The 15,895-nt window shown below is 40.2% G+C and carries 20 protein-coding genes; 7 read left to right on the top strand and 13 right to left on the bottom strand.

Annotated elements, in window-relative coordinates; translation table 11 throughout:
- Positions 1-41: 41 nt before the first annotated feature.
- A complete protein-coding gene (gene prmA, locus AAFN85_RS19425) occupies positions 42-878 on the top strand; it encodes a 50S ribosomal protein L11 methyltransferase (RefSeq protein ID WP_347529269.1) in 837 nt (278 codons plus the stop codon).
- Between the two features lie 138 nt (positions 879-1,016).
- Here the strand turns inward: prmA and AAFN85_RS19420 are convergent, their stop codons facing one another.
- The gene (locus tag AAFN85_RS19420) at positions 1,017-1,655 is read right to left on the bottom strand and encodes an NAD(P)-dependent oxidoreductase (protein ID WP_347529268.1); all 639 of its coding nucleotides are present in this window, start codon (positions 1,653-1,655) and stop codon (positions 1,017-1,019) included.
- Positions 1,656-1,709: 54 nt separating this feature from the next.
- Entirely contained in the window at positions 1,710-2,117 is a 408-nt protein-coding gene (locus AAFN85_RS19415) for an Rrf2 family transcriptional regulator (protein ID WP_347529267.1), read from the bottom strand.
- A 309-nt stretch (positions 2,118-2,426) separates the two neighbouring features.
- Here AAFN85_RS19415 and AAFN85_RS19410 point away from each other — a divergent pair, with 309 nt between their 5' ends.
- Positions 2,427-2,768, top strand: coding sequence for a helix-turn-helix transcriptional regulator (locus AAFN85_RS19410; RefSeq protein WP_119409674.1), 342 nt, complete (start codon positions 2,427-2,429; stop codon positions 2,766-2,768).
- Between the two features lie 24 nt (positions 2,769-2,792).
- Here AAFN85_RS19410 and AAFN85_RS19405 read toward each other — a convergent pair whose 3' ends face one another.
- The 7 genes from AAFN85_RS19405 to AAFN85_RS19375 form a co-directional block, all read right to left on the bottom strand.
- Complete coding sequence (locus tag AAFN85_RS19405; protein ID WP_347529266.1) at positions 2,793-3,914, bottom strand: GNAT family N-acetyltransferase; 1,122 nt, start codon at positions 3,912-3,914, stop codon at positions 2,793-2,795.
- A gap of 89 nt (positions 3,915-4,003) precedes the next feature.
- Positions 4,004-4,198: a hypothetical protein gene (locus AAFN85_RS19400; protein ID WP_347529265.1), complete on the bottom strand. Its 195-nt coding sequence runs from the start codon at positions 4,196-4,198 to the stop codon at positions 4,004-4,006.
- Between the two features lie 143 nt (positions 4,199-4,341).
- Positions 4,342-4,893 carry an SMC-Scp complex subunit ScpB gene (gene scpB / locus AAFN85_RS19395; RefSeq protein ID WP_347529264.1) on the bottom strand — a complete coding sequence of 184 codons (552 nt, stop codon included), beginning with the start codon at positions 4,891-4,893 and terminating at the stop codon, positions 4,342-4,344.
- A gap of 83 nt (positions 4,894-4,976) precedes the next feature.
- The gene (locus tag AAFN85_RS19390) at positions 4,977-6,101 is read right to left on the bottom strand and encodes a CofH family radical SAM protein (protein WP_347529263.1); all 1,125 of its coding nucleotides are present in this window, start codon (positions 6,099-6,101) and stop codon (positions 4,977-4,979) included.
- A gap of 86 nt (positions 6,102-6,187) precedes the next feature.
- Entirely contained in the window at positions 6,188-6,907 is a 720-nt protein-coding gene (locus AAFN85_RS19385) for an SH3 domain-containing protein (RefSeq protein WP_347529262.1), read from the bottom strand.
- Between the two features lie 52 nt (positions 6,908-6,959).
- Positions 6,960-8,462 (bottom strand): ATP-binding cassette domain-containing protein, encoded by a 1,503-nt coding sequence (locus AAFN85_RS19380; protein ID WP_347529261.1) that lies wholly within the window; start codon positions 8,460-8,462, stop codon positions 6,960-6,962.
- 94 nt (positions 8,463-8,556) lie between these two features.
- Entirely contained in the window at positions 8,557-8,787 is a 231-nt protein-coding gene (locus AAFN85_RS19375; RefSeq protein ID WP_347529260.1) for a hypothetical protein, read from the bottom strand.
- Between the two features lie 424 nt (positions 8,788-9,211).
- On the opposite strand from AAFN85_RS19375, the gene AAFN85_RS19370 reads away from it, so the two are divergent.
- Complete coding sequence (locus tag AAFN85_RS19370; RefSeq protein WP_347529259.1) at positions 9,212-9,379, top strand: phosphatidate cytidylyltransferase; 168 nt, start codon at positions 9,212-9,214, stop codon at positions 9,377-9,379.
- Positions 9,380-9,461: 82 nt separating this feature from the next.
- Positions 9,462-9,917, top strand: coding sequence for a PA2169 family four-helix-bundle protein (locus tag AAFN85_RS19365; RefSeq protein WP_347529258.1), 456 nt, complete (start codon positions 9,462-9,464; stop codon positions 9,915-9,917).
- 56 nt (positions 9,918-9,973) lie between these two features.
- Here AAFN85_RS19365 and AAFN85_RS19360 read toward each other — a convergent pair whose 3' ends face one another.
- A complete protein-coding gene (locus tag AAFN85_RS19360) occupies positions 9,974-10,417 on the bottom strand; it encodes a hypothetical protein (RefSeq protein WP_347529257.1) in 444 nt (147 codons plus the stop codon).
- 66 nt (positions 10,418-10,483) lie between these two features.
- Here AAFN85_RS19360 and AAFN85_RS19355 point away from each other — a divergent pair, with 66 nt between their 5' ends.
- Entirely contained in the window at positions 10,484-10,762 is a 279-nt protein-coding gene (locus AAFN85_RS19355; protein WP_347529256.1) for a hypothetical protein, read from the top strand.
- Between the two features lie 377 nt (positions 10,763-11,139).
- Here the strand turns inward: AAFN85_RS19355 and AAFN85_RS19350 are convergent, their stop codons facing one another.
- Complete coding sequence (locus AAFN85_RS19350) at positions 11,140-11,331, bottom strand: hypothetical protein (RefSeq protein WP_347529255.1); 192 nt, start codon at positions 11,329-11,331, stop codon at positions 11,140-11,142.
- 276 nt (positions 11,332-11,607) lie between these two features.
- On the opposite strand from AAFN85_RS19350, the gene AAFN85_RS19345 reads away from it, so the two are divergent.
- Positions 11,608-12,177: a sigma-70 family RNA polymerase sigma factor gene (locus AAFN85_RS19345; RefSeq protein WP_347529254.1), complete on the top strand. Its 570-nt coding sequence runs from the start codon at positions 11,608-11,610 to the stop codon at positions 12,175-12,177.
- Between the two features lie 11 nt (positions 12,178-12,188).
- Positions 12,189-13,289: a serine protease gene (locus AAFN85_RS19340; RefSeq protein ID WP_347529253.1), complete on the top strand. Its 1,101-nt coding sequence runs from the start codon at positions 12,189-12,191 to the stop codon at positions 13,287-13,289.
- A gap of 214 nt (positions 13,290-13,503) precedes the next feature.
- On the opposite strand, the gene AAFN85_RS19335 is transcribed toward AAFN85_RS19340, so the two are convergent.
- Together AAFN85_RS19335 and AAFN85_RS19330 are read right to left on the bottom strand one after the other, a co-directional pair.
- A complete protein-coding gene (locus AAFN85_RS19335; protein ID WP_347529473.1) occupies positions 13,504-14,628 on the bottom strand; it encodes an NADH-quinone oxidoreductase subunit D in 1,125 nt (374 codons plus the stop codon).
- A gap of 207 nt (positions 14,629-14,835) precedes the next feature.
- Positions 14,836-15,684 carry a cupin-like domain-containing protein gene (locus tag AAFN85_RS19330; protein WP_347529252.1) on the bottom strand — a complete coding sequence of 283 codons (849 nt, stop codon included), beginning with the start codon at positions 15,682-15,684 and terminating at the stop codon, positions 14,836-14,838.
- Positions 15,685-15,895 lie beyond the last annotated feature (211 nt).

Below are 15,895 nucleotides of genomic sequence, written 5' to 3'. Positions count from 1 at the left end.
AAAAGGTTTATCCCGATAGCGGATCACGAAATATTTTTGACATGAATTATTACGAATTACTTTTTACAACCATCACCACCGAAGATTATCAGCAGGACCTGCTGATCAATGCTTTGGGCGAGATCGGTTTTGATACTTTTGAAGAGCTTGAACTTGGTTTTAAGGCTTACGTTCCCGAGGATATTTTTAACCAGGAAGTGCTTGATGAGCAACTACTGCCTTATAAAGATCTGTTTACTTTTAGCTACGAGATAACCCTCATCCCACAAAAAAACTGGAACGAAGTATGGGAAAGTAATTTCGAGCCAATTGAGATAGGGAACAAAATCTACGTAAGGGCAACCTTCCACGAGCCTAAACCTGAGTTTGAATACGAAATAGTGATCGATCCGAAAATGGCTTTCGGTACCGGTCATCATCAAACCACGGCCATGATGCTTGGCTTAATGCTGGAGAATGAATTTGCCGGTAAAAAAGTATTAGATATGGGTTGCGGTACAGGTATCCTTGCTATTATGGCTGCCAAATTAGGTTCGACGGATATTACAGCGATTGATTACGATCCTGTTTGCTACGAAAGTACCATCGAAAACTCAGCGTTAAACAAGGTTGATTATATTAAACCGCTCTGCGGATCGAAAGAGGTTATCCCTGATGAGCAATACGATACCATATTGGCTAACATTAACCGCAATATCCTGCTCGACCAGATGGAGCGCTACGCCGAAGTTTTAAAAGCTGATGGTGAAATCTATTTCAGCGGTTTCTATGAGTCGCCGGATCTGGATATTATTACTGATGAGGCCCGTAAGTATGGTTTGAAATACATCACCCATAAAAAAGATAAAGAATGGGTGGCTGCTAAGTTTATTAAGTAGCGAACTCAATAACATTGCGGCATTATAACATCACGTCATTGCGAGGTACGAAGCAATCGCGAACTATACAGGGCGAACCTGCTTCCGTGCGATTGCTTCGTACCTCGCAATGACGTGGTTTGTTTTTATAGGTTCAGATTAATACCCTACAGTAAACCTTCTTTTCACAAACTGGTTATTCTCCAGTTCATCCAAAATGGCAACAGCCAAATCTTCTACTGAAATTTCGTGTTCGTGTTTATCGTTAAATACCGGTTCGTCGGTACCTGTGCGGTAAACACCGGTGCGGGTGCCTGGATGTAAGTTTATAGCCGGGCTAAGGAAAGTCCAGTCTAACTCTTCTTCTTTTTTAATGATGTTTAAATAATCACGGGCAGCGGTAGCGCCTTCTTTCCACTCGGCCGGGAATTGCGGACTATCAACCAATTGCTGACCGCCTATGAAAAGGCTTCCCGCACCGCCAACAACCAACAGGCGGTTTACACCGGCTTGTTTGGTAGCTTGTTGTATCGCTTCTGATCCTTTAATAAAATCAGCATATAAGTTCGGGTTGCCCCAACCAGCGTTAAACGAGTTTACTACTGCGTCGTTACCTTTTAGTGCTTCGGCCAGTTCATCAACATTGTAAACGTCGGCGGTTTTTAAACTGATCTTATCACTTTCAATATCTGTTTTTGGGTTACGGGCTATGGCTGTTACTTCGTAGCCACGTTGTACGGCTTCGTTCAATACTGCTTTGCCTACAAAGCCTGTTGCTCCAATTAGTGCGATTTTCATTTTGTTGTTTGTTTTAATTGTAATTAAATATGTTACAGTTTGTTTTAAATTTTTTTAATCGAATTGATTTACAAAATCAAAAATGGTGATGGTACTTAGTTTTTTGATGATGGCAGCTTCCACATCATCGGCCAAATGATCAAGGTGAGCATTGATCTGCCGGCCAACGGGGCAATCCGGATTGGGTTTGTTTTTGGCCTGACCTAAAGCAGGAGGGAGTTTTACCGCTTTATAAACATCGGCCAATGTAACATTTTTAGGAGAGAGGGCAAGGCAATAACCGCCGGCTTTGCCTTCCTTGCTTTCAATCAATCCGCAGGCGCGTAATTTACGCATCTCTTTACGTACTAAAACGGGGTTTACATTCATGCTACCTGCCACATAATCAGAGGATAACAATTCGCCTGGCTGTTTGCACAACAGGGTGAGTACGTGGGTTGCTATTTGAAATTGTCCGTTCATTTATCTGTAATAAAAAATATTACAGTACAAAAGTGTGATTTAAATTTTAAAAAGAAAAATTTTTTGCGGTTTTTTGCCCGCTAAGTTACATTGCAATGAGAATTGATTGTTACGATTTTAGCAAAAATACCCTGTTATAGGTATGTTTTAAGGTAATTTATTTACAGTACTTTAAATGATTTGCTAACCGTTACAATTAACTACACTTTTAGATAAAAAATTATGCAAATTAGTTGATAATTAGCGTGATAATAAATAATATTGTAAAGTAATTAACTTTTGCGAAACCTACACAATTAAATAAACAAAATGAAGACACTCGGAAAAAAAATCAGATTATTACGGCATCAAAAAGGTTGGAGCCAGGAAGATGTTGCTAAACGTTTAGACATCTCAATTCCCGCTTTTTCAAAGATTGAAACCGGGATAACCGATATCAACCTTTCAAGGCTGGAGCAAATTGCCAACCTGTTTGAAATGACAGTAGTTCAGTTACTTACATTTAATGATACCGAGCAGGATCAGAAATTTGTAAACGAATTGGAAACTGTTAACAAGCGTTTAATGGATCGTGAAACCGAGGTTATCGATTTACAGAAGAAGGTGATCGAGCTATTTGAAGAACTTCGTCACTCAAAAGTAACAGCATAAATTTGATAGCCCGGTTTGCCCGGGCTATTTAAATATATAACGCATTGTTAAATGCCTTTTGCCAAAAGTTGCGCCAACCGCTTCATGAATGGCAATCATTTTATCGTTAAAATCTCCCACCCACGATAATTCCAGCTCATCATAACGCTTTAACGGCAATACATACTCCTTCAGTTTAATGAACATGCCCGATTCCAGGCCGTGTTTCTGAAATTTTTGCTTGGTACCCATCACAATGGCGCGCATGCGCGAAACGCCTTTCCAACGATAATATAAAAACTTCAGTTTTCCTATCAGGTTAAGCTTACCATTAAGCGGCTTGATCATTTGGTTGGCATCAGGCAAAATGATCATGAACGATGCCGGTTCATTATCTACATAAGCAAACCAAATGAGGTTTTCATCCATCAGTGGCTTCATCTTTTCAAAGCTCTCCATAATGGTGTTATGATTGATGGGTACAAAGTTTTCAAAATCCTTCCATCCATCGTTATAGATCTCCATGAAATCGGCCGCGAACTGGGCTATCTTTTTTGCCTCGAGATGTTTGAACTCATAGCCTTGCTTTTTGGAAACCCAGGTAGCTATCTTAGTAAACCTTTCGGGAAAAGGCTTATGTGCATCTACATGGTTGGTGATCTGCGCGTATTGGGTAACAAAGCCGTAATCGTCAAAAAAAGATTGATAGTAGGGGTGGTTGTAGTTCATCCCGTACGATGGTTGTGTGAATCCTTCAACCAGCAAGCCCCAAAAGTTATCATTTTCGCCAAAATTGATGGGGCCGTCCATAGCCTCCATGCCTTGTTGTTTTAACCAGTTTTTAGCGGTATCAAATAGTAAAAAGGCAGCTTGCTTATCATCAATGCATTCAAAAAAGCCCATACCACCGGTTGGTTGCTCGTAGTTGTAGGCTTTTTTTTCGTTAACAAAGGCTGCTACACGACCAATTAATTCACCGGCATCATTCAGTAAGATCCAACGGGTACATTTGCCATGTTGATGGAAATTGTTTTTTGCGGGATCAAATACTGCTTCAATATCATTATCCAACGGGCAAACCCAATTGTTGTCATTTTTATAAATGATGCGCGCTACATCTAAAAACGCCTTTTTTGATTTTTTGTCCTTTACTTCGGTTATAGTCATATCAGCTTTGCCAGGTAGGGGCGAAAATAAAAAAAAGCATCCAGAGGCATAGTCTGAATGCTTTTATAAAAGTACTATATGTTTAACGATTAATAATCGTCGTCGTCGTCATCATCAAATGATTCGTAACCACCGCGGCCCAGATCGTCATCTAACGGTCCGTCAAAGTCGTCATCATCGTCATCAACTGCCTTTTTTTTCACTTGTGGTTCAAGATCATCATCTTCTTCATCGTTTTCTGAATCCTGGATCTTCTTAGTGTTCGGTTTCTTTGGCGCTCCCATTGTAATGGATTTTATAAATTAAACTTAATCAATAATAGTAATTTAATCAGATAAGTAAAAAGTGATTTTTCAAATCTTTTATCCCTACCGATTTAATAGTAAAAATAATTAAAATTGATTTTTTTTAAAAACAGAAATTAAAATTATTCCGATTGTTCGCCTATGCTGGCGGTGTTGTTTGTAAGCTCCTTAAGTTGAGGTAATTCGTCAATACTATTGATGCCAAAATAGTCCATAAACATATTGCTGGTACCATAAAGAATAGGTTTTCCGATGGCTTCCGATTTCCCAACTATAGCTATAAGCTCTTTTTCCAGCAGTTTTTGGATCGAATAATCGCAGTTAACCCCACGGATCTGTTCGATATCCGGTTTGGTTACCGGCTGCTTGTAGGCAATGATGGCCAATGTTTCCAGAGCGGCCTGGCTTAGCTTTTTCTTCGAGCGTTGCAGCTGCAACAGGTTAATAACCGCATGGTATTCTTTTTTGGTTAAAAACTGGTAGCCGTTGCCAATTTTTACCAATTCGATAGCTAAACTATGGTGCTTATATTTTTCATGGATGCGGTTAATGGCGTCAGTAACTTCCTCATTAGTGAAATCACGCTCAAAAGCCGCCTGCAAACAGTACATGATCTCCTCCATACGGATAGCCTGTTCCGATGCGAAAATCAATGCTTCTATGTATTGTTCCATATTTTTTCAGTTGGCAGTTTATAGTAGGCAGTTTTCAGTTGGTTAGTTCTTATAACTGCAAACTGCTTACTGCGCACTGCAAACTAATAGTTAATGACCTGTTCTTCAATTTCAACCGGGATGTCGCGCCAATCGTAACGTTGGGTGCGGAGCTGAGGCTCAAAGCCGGCTTCTTTTATGGATTCCTGGATGCCTTTGGCGGTAAACCTGTGTGGGGCTCCTGCTGCAGATACTACGTTTTCTTCGATCATGATCGAACCGAAATCATTAGCGCCTGCATGTAAGCACAATTGTGCCACTTGTTTACCAACGGTAAGCCATGAAGCCTGGATGTTTTTAACATTGGGCAGCATAATACGGCTCAAGGCTATCATGCGGATATATTCGTCGCCGGTTACATTATTGGTGATACCGCGTACTTTACGTAAAAGTGTGCCGTCATCCTGGAAAGGCCATGGGATAAAGGCGATAAACCCGTAATGTCCTTCTGGTTTTTCGGCTTGTACCTCACGGATCCAAACCAAATGCTCAAAACGTTCTTCAATAGTTTCGATGTGGCCAAACATCATCGTAGCTGATGTTGGCAGGTTAAGCTGATGGGCTGCACGCATTACATCCAGCCATTCTTTACCACCGCATTTACCTTTCGAAATTAAACGGCGAACACGATCGTTCAATATCTCGGCACCTGCACCTGGTAATGAATCTAAACCGGCTTCCTTCATGGCTCGCAATACATCAATATGGGCCATACCTTCCAGTTTAGCAACGTGTGCTATCTCCGGCGGACCTAATGAATGCAGTTTTAACTTAGGATAAAGCTGTTTCAGTTCGCTAAACAGATCGGTATAAAATTTCAGGCCAAGATCCGGGTGGTGACCGCCTTGTAATAAAAGCTGATCGCCGCCGTAGCGGAAAGTTTCCTCTATCTTCTTTTTATAAGTTTCAATGTCGGTAATGTAGCTTTCTTCGTGGCCTGGGCGACGGAAGAAATTACAAAACTTACAATTGGCTATACAAACATTAGTGGTATTAACATTACGGTCAATTTGCCAGGTGACCTTGCCGTGCGGAACCTGTATTTTACGAAGTTCGTTGGCTGTGTACATTAACTCGGCAGTTGAAGCGTTGTTATACAGGTAAACGCCTTCTTCAAGCGTTAAAAAATCAAATCGCAAAGCGCGCTGCAACAGATCGGCTGTATTCATATCACGCAAATATACGTAAGTTGGTAATTTGATTTAGCCCTTGTTAAATAATTGACAAATAAATGTAAGGAGAGGGCAGTGGTAGCTTAAACTTCGCTGTTATCAATAAAGCGCTTTAGATATTTATTGTTTTTGATGATCCAGATCACAGTGTATGCGCCTGCGCCATCACTGTTATTCATTTGTATATAGATAGTGTTTTTAGGGCCGAGATAAACATCGAAAGATCTGAATGCCGGTTCATAAAGGTCATTAAAGGCAGTTTGGGGGATAACCACCGGCACGTTATTAACAGTTACCAAAACTGAAGAAATAGATTTTTTAGGTATTTCGCCGTCGGTGCCCCAAAAAGGCTTGCTGTCAATCTTATTTAACCACGGTTTTTCAGTAGCGGTTTTTTGATAGGCTAATTTATGTTGAGCTTTTTTAAAAGCTGTTGTTGTTATCGTTACCTTAACACTATCATTATTAATAGTTGCTTGTTGCCCGCTTATATTTTTATGGTGGATACTTGCAAAGCTGCTTATGGGGGTTGTTCTTGTTTTCGAGATAAAGCCCAGCTCAATATTTCCGTCTGGGTTTTCAGATACAACCCGGTAAATTTTGATCCACTCACCGCTATTTTTCGCCAAATCATCGTAACCAAAAATATCATCTGTATAAAGTTTCCCGATGATGCTGGTGTTGATACCAGGGCCTTTCCGGATATTTACAAAACCATCTTTATCATTAATAACAGCATAGCCTTGCGCCGACGCTATAGCTGATGATAGGATAAAACAAAGGGATAAGATAAAGGCTTTCATTGTACTAAAATAATTAAAACAATCAACTTCAAAAAGCATTGCCCTCTAACCTCTAATTAGCCACTTCCCCCTTTTCCAACCTCAAAACTTTATCAACACTGTTAGGTATCTCATGCTGATAATGCGTTACATAGATCAGCGTAACGTTACTCAAGCTACAAATGGTATCAACCAGGTTTTTAAAATGTAATTGCTGATGATCATCCATTCCCTGGCAAGGCTCATCAAAAATAAGCAGAGCAGGGTTTTTGATGAGCGCGCGAGCCAGTAAGCAAAGGCGTTGAGCGCTTGCGGGGATGTTTTTTAATAGCACACGGGCATATTTCTCTATCTCTAAAGCCTTCATCCAGCGCAATGCGATATCAGCACGCTCTTTATTACTTGGGCGGAACAAGCCGAGTGTATCATAATAGCCAGATTCTATTACCTGCAAACAGCTGTTATCGGTAGGAAAGTACTGGTGCAGTTCGGGCGATACAAAGCCGATCTTCTTTTTTATATCCCAGATGCTTTCGCCTGTGCCGCGTTTTTTATCAAATAAAACAATGTGATTGGCGTAGGCCTGTGGGTTATCGCCATTTATCAAACTTAATAAAGTTGATTTCCCAGCACCGTTCGGGCCAAGTAAAGCCCAGCGTTCGCCCGGATTTATTTGCCAGTTAATGTTATTTAAAACCACCTTATCGCCGTATTGGATGTGTACATTATTCATTTTAACAATAAGGTTATAAGCAGTAGGGTTTTTATTAATGTTAAGGAGAGCACTTAGCTCGCTGGTATCTATCGAGTCTGTTTTATCCTGCTCAAAAAGTTCGGGCTTAAAATCTTCCCTTTTATTTTGGTGCACAATAGCACCTTTACTTAACACTGCCACATGGGTAATAACCGAAGGTATTTCATGAATAGATGTGGCTATAATAACGTTAATGCCCGATGCCGTAACCTGGCTTATGATGCTGTTAAACTCTTCGCGTGTTTTTACATCAAGGCCGGTCAGCGGGTTATCCAACATCAGCAATACCGGGTTTTTGAGTAAGGCGGCAGCGATCATCAGCCGTTTGGTTTCGCCGTTTGATAGTTTGATGATCTGTTTATCCAGCAAAGCATCGAGGCGTAAAAGGGTTACCGCTTTATCAAGCGTCCAGAAGCTGCCGCTACCCGCAACGTGTTGTATTGAATTAAGATGATCGGCAACGGTAAGCGCATCTTCCGAATCAGACGAGTTATAACGTTGCTGATAATAAAAATCGCTGGTGTTTGAAAGGTTGCGGAAGTGGTGCCGTGGCTCAACCAAGGCTATCAGCTTGTGCGGGGTAGCCAGTTCATTTGGCTCGTGTAGGCTTAAAAACTCCTCCCAAAAATGATAATGGATCTCACCACCGGTAATATTAAAGCGCCCCGCTATGGTTTGTAGCAAGGCGCTCTTGCCCGATCCGCTCTCGCCAATCAGTGCCCAATTTTCGCCCTTATTTATTTTAAAGGTTAAACCGGTAAAAAGTGTCGTATTTAAATAGCGTACGGTAGCTTTATTTATCGATAGGAGTGTAGTAAGCATAATATAAAGTAGGGTAGTAGCGCGTAAATGTACTCATCTACCCTAAAAACAATAAATTTTTTTATTGATTCATCCGCTCATACACTTAGTCAGTTTAAGCAGTTTGCTTCAGCTTTTCTGATTTTTTATCAACAGTAATTGTTGTAGCTTTTTTATTAAGTCTGTTCCATGTTGTAAAATCGGCAATGGTACTTTTTACCTGGTTTTTGCAGTTTTTATCAGGACAGGCTACAGTCCACTTTTCTTTATGTTGTTCAACGTGCGGACGTTTGCCACATTTGATGCAATTTTCGCAAGGAAAATTAGGTTGTATTTGTAGTATCATTTTAAATAAAAATAGAATTGTAAATGGCCTTACAAAACACATGCCCCAGCTAATAATAGCTGGGGCATGTGTTTTGTAAGGCCCGGAAAAAATATCTGGATAATTGGGGTGTAATCTTATTTGTAATAGTATTTAATCGGAGCGTTAATTTTTTACTTACTGGTTATTTTTTTATGCGAAAATGCAAGGAGATGGTTGTGATAAATAATTAGGTACTACTTAGCGCTTTTGAAATTTACGTGACCTTCGTTTTATTATTTTACTGTATATATAATTATACAGTATCAGCATATATCCGGGTATATGCCTATTAAAACATCGCCCTATTAATGTTTCACCAAATAGGCTTGATTATTGATATTCGGCTATCAGCTTAATGACGGATAAACCATCATTAAAATTATCAACCTATAAAATATCAATCATGAAAAACGTACACTATTTATTATTCGCTTTTATGCTGTTTGCCCTTAGCAGCTGTTCTGTAATCACCGGTATTTTTAAAGCCGGGGCTATTACCGGTATCATAGCCGTTGTTGTGGTTATCGCTATTATTATCTGGATCTTCTCGATGTTTAGAGGGAAAAACTAAATTTCTTATTGTGAAAATTATTAATTAATAAATTAAACAATCTCGAAATTCATGGGTTGTTATTAATATAAAACAACTAACCATGGAAAATACACAAGCAACAGTAGAAATTTTAAATGATCTGGTACAGATCAATAACGACAGGATTGAAGGCTATCAACGCGCTTCGAAAGATTTGAAAGATGAGCACACCGAACTAAGGGCTGTTTTTAATCGCCTGATTGCTCAAAGCCAAAACTTTAAGTTGGCATTGGGTACCGAGGTAAGCGCTTTTGGAAAGGATATTGAAACAAGTACTACAACCAGCGGTAAAATACACCGTGCCTGGTTGGATGTTAAAGCGGCGTTTACAGGCCACGATGCGCATGATATACTTGAAGAGTGCGAATTTGGCGAAGATGCTATTTTGAAAGCTTATCGTACTGCCTTACAAGACGAAAATTTACCGGCTTATCTGCGCGAAACTGTAAGCCAACAGGAAAGCGAATTGCTTGAAGCTCATGATGAGATCAAAGCATTACGCGACAGTGTTCATTAAGAATAAAAAATTCTTTAATAAAAAAGGGATAACTAACAATTATCCCTTTTTTGTTTTTATGGTTGAGGGGTAACGGTTATTGATATTACCTGCCAACTGCTTTTTTCGGCCCAATCTCCATCTATGTATCGCATTTTAACCTCCCAGGCCGATCGTTCTAACTTCCCGCTGTTGTTCTCGATCTTTACCCAGGCACTTATATTGTAGGTATTGGTAGCCGTGTCGGTAACTAATTGATCGGCCGTATTTGCAAAAACGGCTTTTTCGGGTTGTTTAAGTTTGTCTTTTGCAAATGTTTTGGCAATGCTATAAGCCTCTGTTTTGGTTGGCTTGCGGTTAATATGAACAGTGCTGTTTTTACTGATCCCTAATACGATGATGATGAAAGCCACCCCAAAGGCAATAGTGAATAGGGTTGCTGTACGGATATGAGGGCGACGGTGCCAGCTGATATTTTTACGCTCGTCGGCATCGAGCGATTTCCATTCGGAATATTTCATATGTTATTGCTTTTCACATTAAGCAATAGCATATGGTAATTGTTTGCCAGGTATGGAGCAAAAAAAATGCTCCCGAAAAATCGGGAGCATTTTTTAGAAATTTCCTTTAGGGGAAATTATTTTTTTACAGAGTCAGTTTTAGCTGAATCAGTTTTAGCAGAATCAGTTTTAACAGCTGAATCAGCTTTAGCAGAATCAGTTTTAACAGCTGAATCAGCTTTAGCAGCAGTTGAATCAGTTGAAGAAGCTGAAGATGAACCTTTACAAGCAGCGAAAGAAGCAGCGATAGCTAAAGCTAAAAAGCCTAATTTGAAGTTTTTCATTTTTAATTTTTTAAATAAGTGATTTAATAGTTTAACCTTAATACCGTAAATCAAAAAAGGTAACCCACAATTTTTAATTTTTTTTCAAAAAAAATTACGGACTGCCTTTTTTGTTGATAATCAGGCAATAAAACAATGCAAAAGAAATAAAAATTTTATTAAATCACCAGTCTTTTTTACAACGACAAAGAAATTGCCTCTAAAATAATTGTAGCTATTCGAGAAATGAGTGTTGAGAAATTTTCACACGAATTGATTTTCAGTCAGTCCTCAATTATTCGAATTACACGAATTTAAATTCTGATCAAATAAAATTCGTGTAATTCGATAATCACAAACATTCTTGTGGGAATTTCTTAGCGACCCTTTTATAAGCCATTTCCCTTAATTCGGCAGTTATTATTTAACCGAATCTTTTTTTATAGTGTCGGCAGGCGTTTTGGTTGTGTCGGTACCTTTGGCTGTATCGACAGCGTTTTTAGCAGTGTCAATCGGAGCTTTAGACGAATCTGTTCCTTTTGGGGGATCGCAAGCGGTAAAAGAAGCGGCAATAGTTAAAGCTACAAGGCTTAATTTGAGTGAGTTTTTCATTTTGTTGAATTTTAAAAGTTAATTTTTTTTGGTTTTTGAAGCTTAATACCTGCTTTCAAAAAAAGGTAACCCACAAAAAAAATATAGTTAAAAACGCCGGTTTTTATTGTAAACAGTGGGTTACCTTATTCAATTGGGCGGTATTAAGTGTAAATTTGTCGCAAGGTATGTGGCTTTAAACCTAAACCGGAAATGTCATCTGTGTGTTAACAGATGGCATTTATTTGATTTTTTTTGAGATTGATGGGTTACAATTTCGCCTAAATAGTATTAAGAGTGAATAAAGACTTAAAAGCTTCGGCACCAACAGATAGCGAGATAGTACTCGGGATACTGAATAACTCGGAAGTTGTATTAAAAAGGTTGTACACAACCTACTTCCCGATGATATTACAGTTGATCATTAATAATAATGGCGATGAGGACGATGCCAAGGATATTTACCAGGAAGCCATTATAGTTCTTTACAATAAAATTAAATCGGGCGATTTTGAGCTTAACAGTAAGCTTAAAACCTATATATACTCTGTATGCAGGAGGCTTTGGCTTAAACGCCTGAGCCAGATGAACCGCTACGGGGGCGATATCAGGGATTTTGAAGAGCACCTGCCCGTTGAAGAGGAAGTTGACGACCATAATGACAGGGACATACAGTTTGGTAAAATGGAGAGTGCACTCCAATTATTAGGCGAACCCTGTAAAACCATTATGGAAGATTTTTATATAAAAAACAGATCGATGCAGGAGATCTGTGAGCGGTTTGGCTATACCAACGCAGATAATGCCAAAACCCAGAAGTATAAATGCCTGCAAAGGCTGAAGAAATTATTTTTTCAGCAAAAATAAAGGACCGAGAGATGAGTGATAACCAACTTACCGAATTTATTGAGCGTTACCTTGATGGCAGCATGAATGCCGACGAGCGTACTCAGTTTGAACTGCTCAGAAAAAACGACGCTGCTATTGAAAGCAAGTTTGCCGAACACGTTCAGTTTATTGCTTTAATGAAGCAATACGGCGAACGCCTGGAGCTTGAAAAGCGGCTTAACGCTATTCATGATGAGATTGATGTGCATGCCCTGGTAGAGGAAGTAACTATTCATCCGGCTTGGATTGTACGTTTATGGCGTAATCATCATTCAAAAATATCGGTGGCTGCTTCTGTATTGATATTTGCTGTATTGAGCGTATTAATTGTTACCGGGAAACTGAGCAACGAAAAATCGAAGTATGAAGAGCTAAAAGGTCAAATTAATTCATTAAAAACTGAGGTTACTCATATTGGCGCGGGAGGCCATCCGTCGTCAATAAAACCTAAAGCTGCGAAAACACCTCCGGCTAATTTCAGGGGTACAGGTTTTGCTTTAACCTCAAACGGTTATTTGGTTACCGACTATCACGTAATTAAAAATGCAGATTCTGTTTATGTACAAAATGCGGCAGGTGAATCCTTCCACGCAAAAGTAATTTATACCGAACCTCAGTATGATCTGGCTATTTTACAGATCAATGATTCTACCTTTAAAAACCTTGGCCCCGTACCTTATAACCTTAAAAAATCGGAGAGCGATTTAGGTGAAAACGTTTATACCTGGGGCTATCCTGGTGATAATGTAGTATTTAGCACAGGCTCTCTATCATCAGCAGTAGGTTACTCAAATGATACTACCGAATACCAGGTATCGCTACCTGTAAACCCAGGCAATAGCGGTGGACCATTGCTTGACGAAAAAGGTAACGTTATTGGTATCATAACAGCAAGACAAACACAAATGGCAGGAGCATCGTTCGCTAAAAAATCAGCCTACCTGTTAAAAACAATACAGAATATCCCAACAGATTCATTATCAAAAACATTGAACCTGAACAATAAAAACACGCTTGCAGGTTTAAGTCGTAAGCAGCAGCTTAAAAAGCTTAAAAACTACGTGTTTATGGTTAAAGTATATAACCAGTAATAATTAGCCCAAGTTCCAATAAAAATTAATAATTAAGTGAGAGGGGGGATGCCGAGAGGTGTTTCCCTTTTTTGTTGAATGAGGATTTTCTCCACCACGTCATTGCGAGGTACGAAGCAATCCCCAAGAGGCAGAGGGGCTAAGCAAATCCGCCCTGTATAGTCGGGGATTGCTTCGTACCTCGCAATGACGAGACGAGGAGGCAGCAGTTTGCCTACCTATCCACTTCTCCCAAAACAAAATCAATCGAGCCAACAATCGCAATCAAATCGGCAATTAGAACACCTTTTGATAACTCAGGAAGTACAGACAGATTATTAAAGCTCGGTCCGCGGGATTTAACACGGGTAGGGATCTCGGATTTGCCATCAGTCATGAAATAAAAGCCGAGTTCGCCTTTGGCCCCTTCGCAGCGCACATAGTAATCCTGTGCTTTAGGGATGGTTTTGCGCGGCATTTTAGCACGCGGATCAAAATCTGGTGTACGTTTCAATTCTTTCTGCAGGCGATCTAAGCATTGCTCAACAATGCGTACCGATTGTTCAATTTCATCAACACGTACTTTATAACGGTCCCAGCAGTCGCCAACCTGGCCCATTAGGCCTTTACCAACGGGGATCTCGAAATCGATTTCAGGGTAAGCAGAGTAATTGTCAATACGGCGCAGATCCCATTTTAAACCGGATGCGCGAAGCATAGGGCCAGAACACCCATAGTTTATAGCCACGTCAAGTGGCAGAACGCCAACATTGGCGGTGCGTGATATAAATACCTGGTTATCGGTAAGCAATTGGTTAAGCTCAACCATTTTAGGTTTAAAATAGTCGACAAATTCGCGGCAGCGCTCTTCAAAGCCAACCGGTAGATCGTAAAACAAGCCACCTACCCAAATATAGTTATACAGCATGCGCGAGCCTGATGCCCACTCCAGCATCCCCATAATATGCTCCCTATCACGGAAACACCACAAGAAAGGGGTAAAGGCACCAATATCAATACCATAAGTACCGATAGCTATCAGGTGTGATGCAATACGGTTAAGTTCGCAAACCAGTACGCGGATGTATTCAATACGTTTGGGGATGTCTTTATCAATGCCCATCATCCGTTCAACACCCATTACAAAGGCATGGCTGTTGTTCATCGAGGCCAGGTAGTCAAGCCTATCGGTAAAAGGGATGGTTTGCTGGTAGGTTAACGATTCGGCATGTTTTTCAAAACAACGGTGCAGGTAACCTATGTGGGGGATAACTTCTTTAACTATTTCGCCATCAGTGATCAGCTCCAGGCGCAGTACGCCGTGGGTTGATGGATGCTGTGGCCCCATGTTAAGTACCATATCCTCAACACTGGCTTCGGCTATTTTTTTGTTGTACCTGATTAGGGCTTCTTCGTATTTAGAGTTTGTGATAACCAATTTCTGCTCTCCGGTTAAATGAATACCCGGTAATTCACCCATATATGGGTTACTTACCGGGTATCAAAAATCAGTTTTTTTTTTCAATTATCCGGCTGTTGAAGCCTTAAATTGATCAAAACCGGGTAATTATTTAACGGTCGACTTGTCGGCCAGTTTGCTTAACTGTGTGGCAACCCACGCGTAGCCATACATAGCAATGGCTTTGGCCTTGCTATCGCGGCTTTTAAACGTCCACACATCCTTCATAAATTCCTTATGGTTTTTGTTGTTCAGCGTATCAAAAGCCACCGAAATGGTTGGGGTTAATGAATAAGCCGAATGCCAGGTGCCAAAGGGGATAAACAAAGTTTCGCCTGGGCCTACAACAAAATGAATAGGGGTGGCATCTTTATATTTAGGATACTTTTCGTAATCAGGCTCAAATATGTTCAGTTCAGAGCGCCATGGATCATCCGGGCGGGGATATAGCATCTCTTCCTGTCCGCGAGGGAATACGGTGAAACGTTTTTCGCCGTAAAGTTGAGTGATCCATGCGTTAAGGTGATAATAATCGATGTGCATGTACGGGAACCTGCCACCGGGGCCACCAACAAACATTTCGATAGCACCACCCCATTTGCCAACGTTGAACATTTTGTTGCGCAACCAGTTAGGCGAGGCATAATTCAAATCCAGGGGATCTAATAGCGGCATCAACTCGGGGATGGTTGATGGTATATCGAATATCATGGGATAGGGGGCCGGCTTATCTTCAGTACTGGCCTCTACCATATCCATTACCTGCTTCATGGTGTAAGTTGTACCACGAACATCAGTTTTACGGTCGGGATAATTTTCACGGAACCAATCGGGGGTGAAGAGCCCATTGGCTTTCCAAACTTTGGCAGCTTTGGTAAACACCAGCGGAATGCCGGGTTTATAATGCTCCTCAATAAATTCCTCGTAAGTGATGTTATCTCTCTTGATAATGTCCATGGTTTAAAAAATTGGGTTATACAATCTTACTAAAAAGATTTAATTAAACTATGGGAGATTATACGGTATGCTGCTCAAATAGTTAAGGATGAATTTTAATATTCATGAAAATTTCATGTGGGGGGAGAGTTTGATCTCCAACGTCATTGCGGGTAAGTAAAAATTGAGTTCTCTTAAGGAAATGTGGCATTCGCCCATTTGTCATGCTGAG

Origin of the sequence: Mucilaginibacter sp. CAU 1740 (assembly GCF_039839285.1) — a bacterium.
Classification (GTDB): domain Bacteria; phylum Bacteroidota; class Bacteroidia; order Sphingobacteriales; family Sphingobacteriaceae; genus Mucilaginibacter.
Note: the sequence above shows the minus strand (reverse complement) of the source record. Positions and strands in the feature narration are given on the sequence as shown.

Coding starts and splice junctions, on each gene's coding strand:
- prmA (WP_347529269.1), top strand. CDS start 42: ATGAATTATTACGAATTACTTTTTACAACCATCACCACCGAAGATTAT.
- AAFN85_RS19380 (WP_347529261.1), bottom strand. CDS start 8,462: ATGCTTACTACACTCCTATCGATAAATAAAGCTACCGTACGCTATTTA.
- AAFN85_RS19360 (WP_347529257.1), bottom strand. CDS start 10,417: ATGAAATATTCCGAATGGAAATCGCTCGATGCCGACGAGCGTAAAAAT.
- AAFN85_RS19420 (WP_347529268.1), bottom strand. CDS start 1,655: ATGAAAATCGCACTAATTGGAGCAACAGGCTTTGTAGGCAAAGCAGTA.
- AAFN85_RS19400 (WP_347529265.1), bottom strand. CDS start 4,198: ATGGGAGCGCCAAAGAAACCGAACACTAAGAAGATCCAGGATTCAGAA.
- AAFN85_RS19375 (WP_347529260.1), bottom strand. CDS start 8,787: ATGATACTACAAATACAACCTAATTTTCCTTGCGAAAATTGCATCAAA.
- AAFN85_RS19385 (WP_347529262.1), bottom strand. CDS start 6,907: ATGAAAGCCTTTATCTTATCCCTTTGTTTTATCCTATCATCAGCTATA.
- AAFN85_RS19390 (WP_347529263.1), bottom strand. CDS start 6,101: ATGAATACAGCCGATCTGTTGCAGCGCGCTTTGCGATTTGATTTTTTA.
- AAFN85_RS19415 (WP_347529267.1), bottom strand. CDS start 2,117: ATGAACGGACAATTTCAAATAGCAACCCACGTACTCACCCTGTTGTGC.
- AAFN85_RS19365 (WP_347529258.1), top strand. CDS start 9,462: ATGGAAAATACACAAGCAACAGTAGAAATTTTAAATGATCTGGTACAG.
- AAFN85_RS19335 (WP_347529473.1), bottom strand. CDS start 14,628: ATGGTACTTAACATGGGGCCACAGCATCCATCAACCCACGGCGTACTG.
- AAFN85_RS19355 (WP_347529256.1), top strand. CDS start 10,484: ATGCTCCCGAAAAATCGGGAGCATTTTTTAGAAATTTCCTTTAGGGGA.
- scpB (WP_347529264.1), bottom strand. CDS start 4,893: ATGGAACAATACATAGAAGCATTGATTTTCGCATCGGAACAGGCTATC.
- AAFN85_RS19350 (WP_347529255.1), bottom strand. CDS start 11,331: ATGAAAAACTCACTCAAATTAAGCCTTGTAGCTTTAACTATTGCCGCT.
- AAFN85_RS19410 (WP_119409674.1), top strand. CDS start 2,427: ATGAAGACACTCGGAAAAAAAATCAGATTATTACGGCATCAAAAAGGT.
- AAFN85_RS19370 (WP_347529259.1), top strand. CDS start 9,212: ATGAAAAACGTACACTATTTATTATTCGCTTTTATGCTGTTTGCCCTT.
- AAFN85_RS19340 (WP_347529253.1), top strand. CDS start 12,189: ATGAGTGATAACCAACTTACCGAATTTATTGAGCGTTACCTTGATGGC.
- AAFN85_RS19405 (WP_347529266.1), bottom strand. CDS start 3,914: ATGACTATAACCGAAGTAAAGGACAAAAAATCAAAAAAGGCGTTTTTA.
- AAFN85_RS19330 (WP_347529252.1), bottom strand. CDS start 15,684: ATGGACATTATCAAGAGAGATAACATCACTTACGAGGAATTTATTGAG.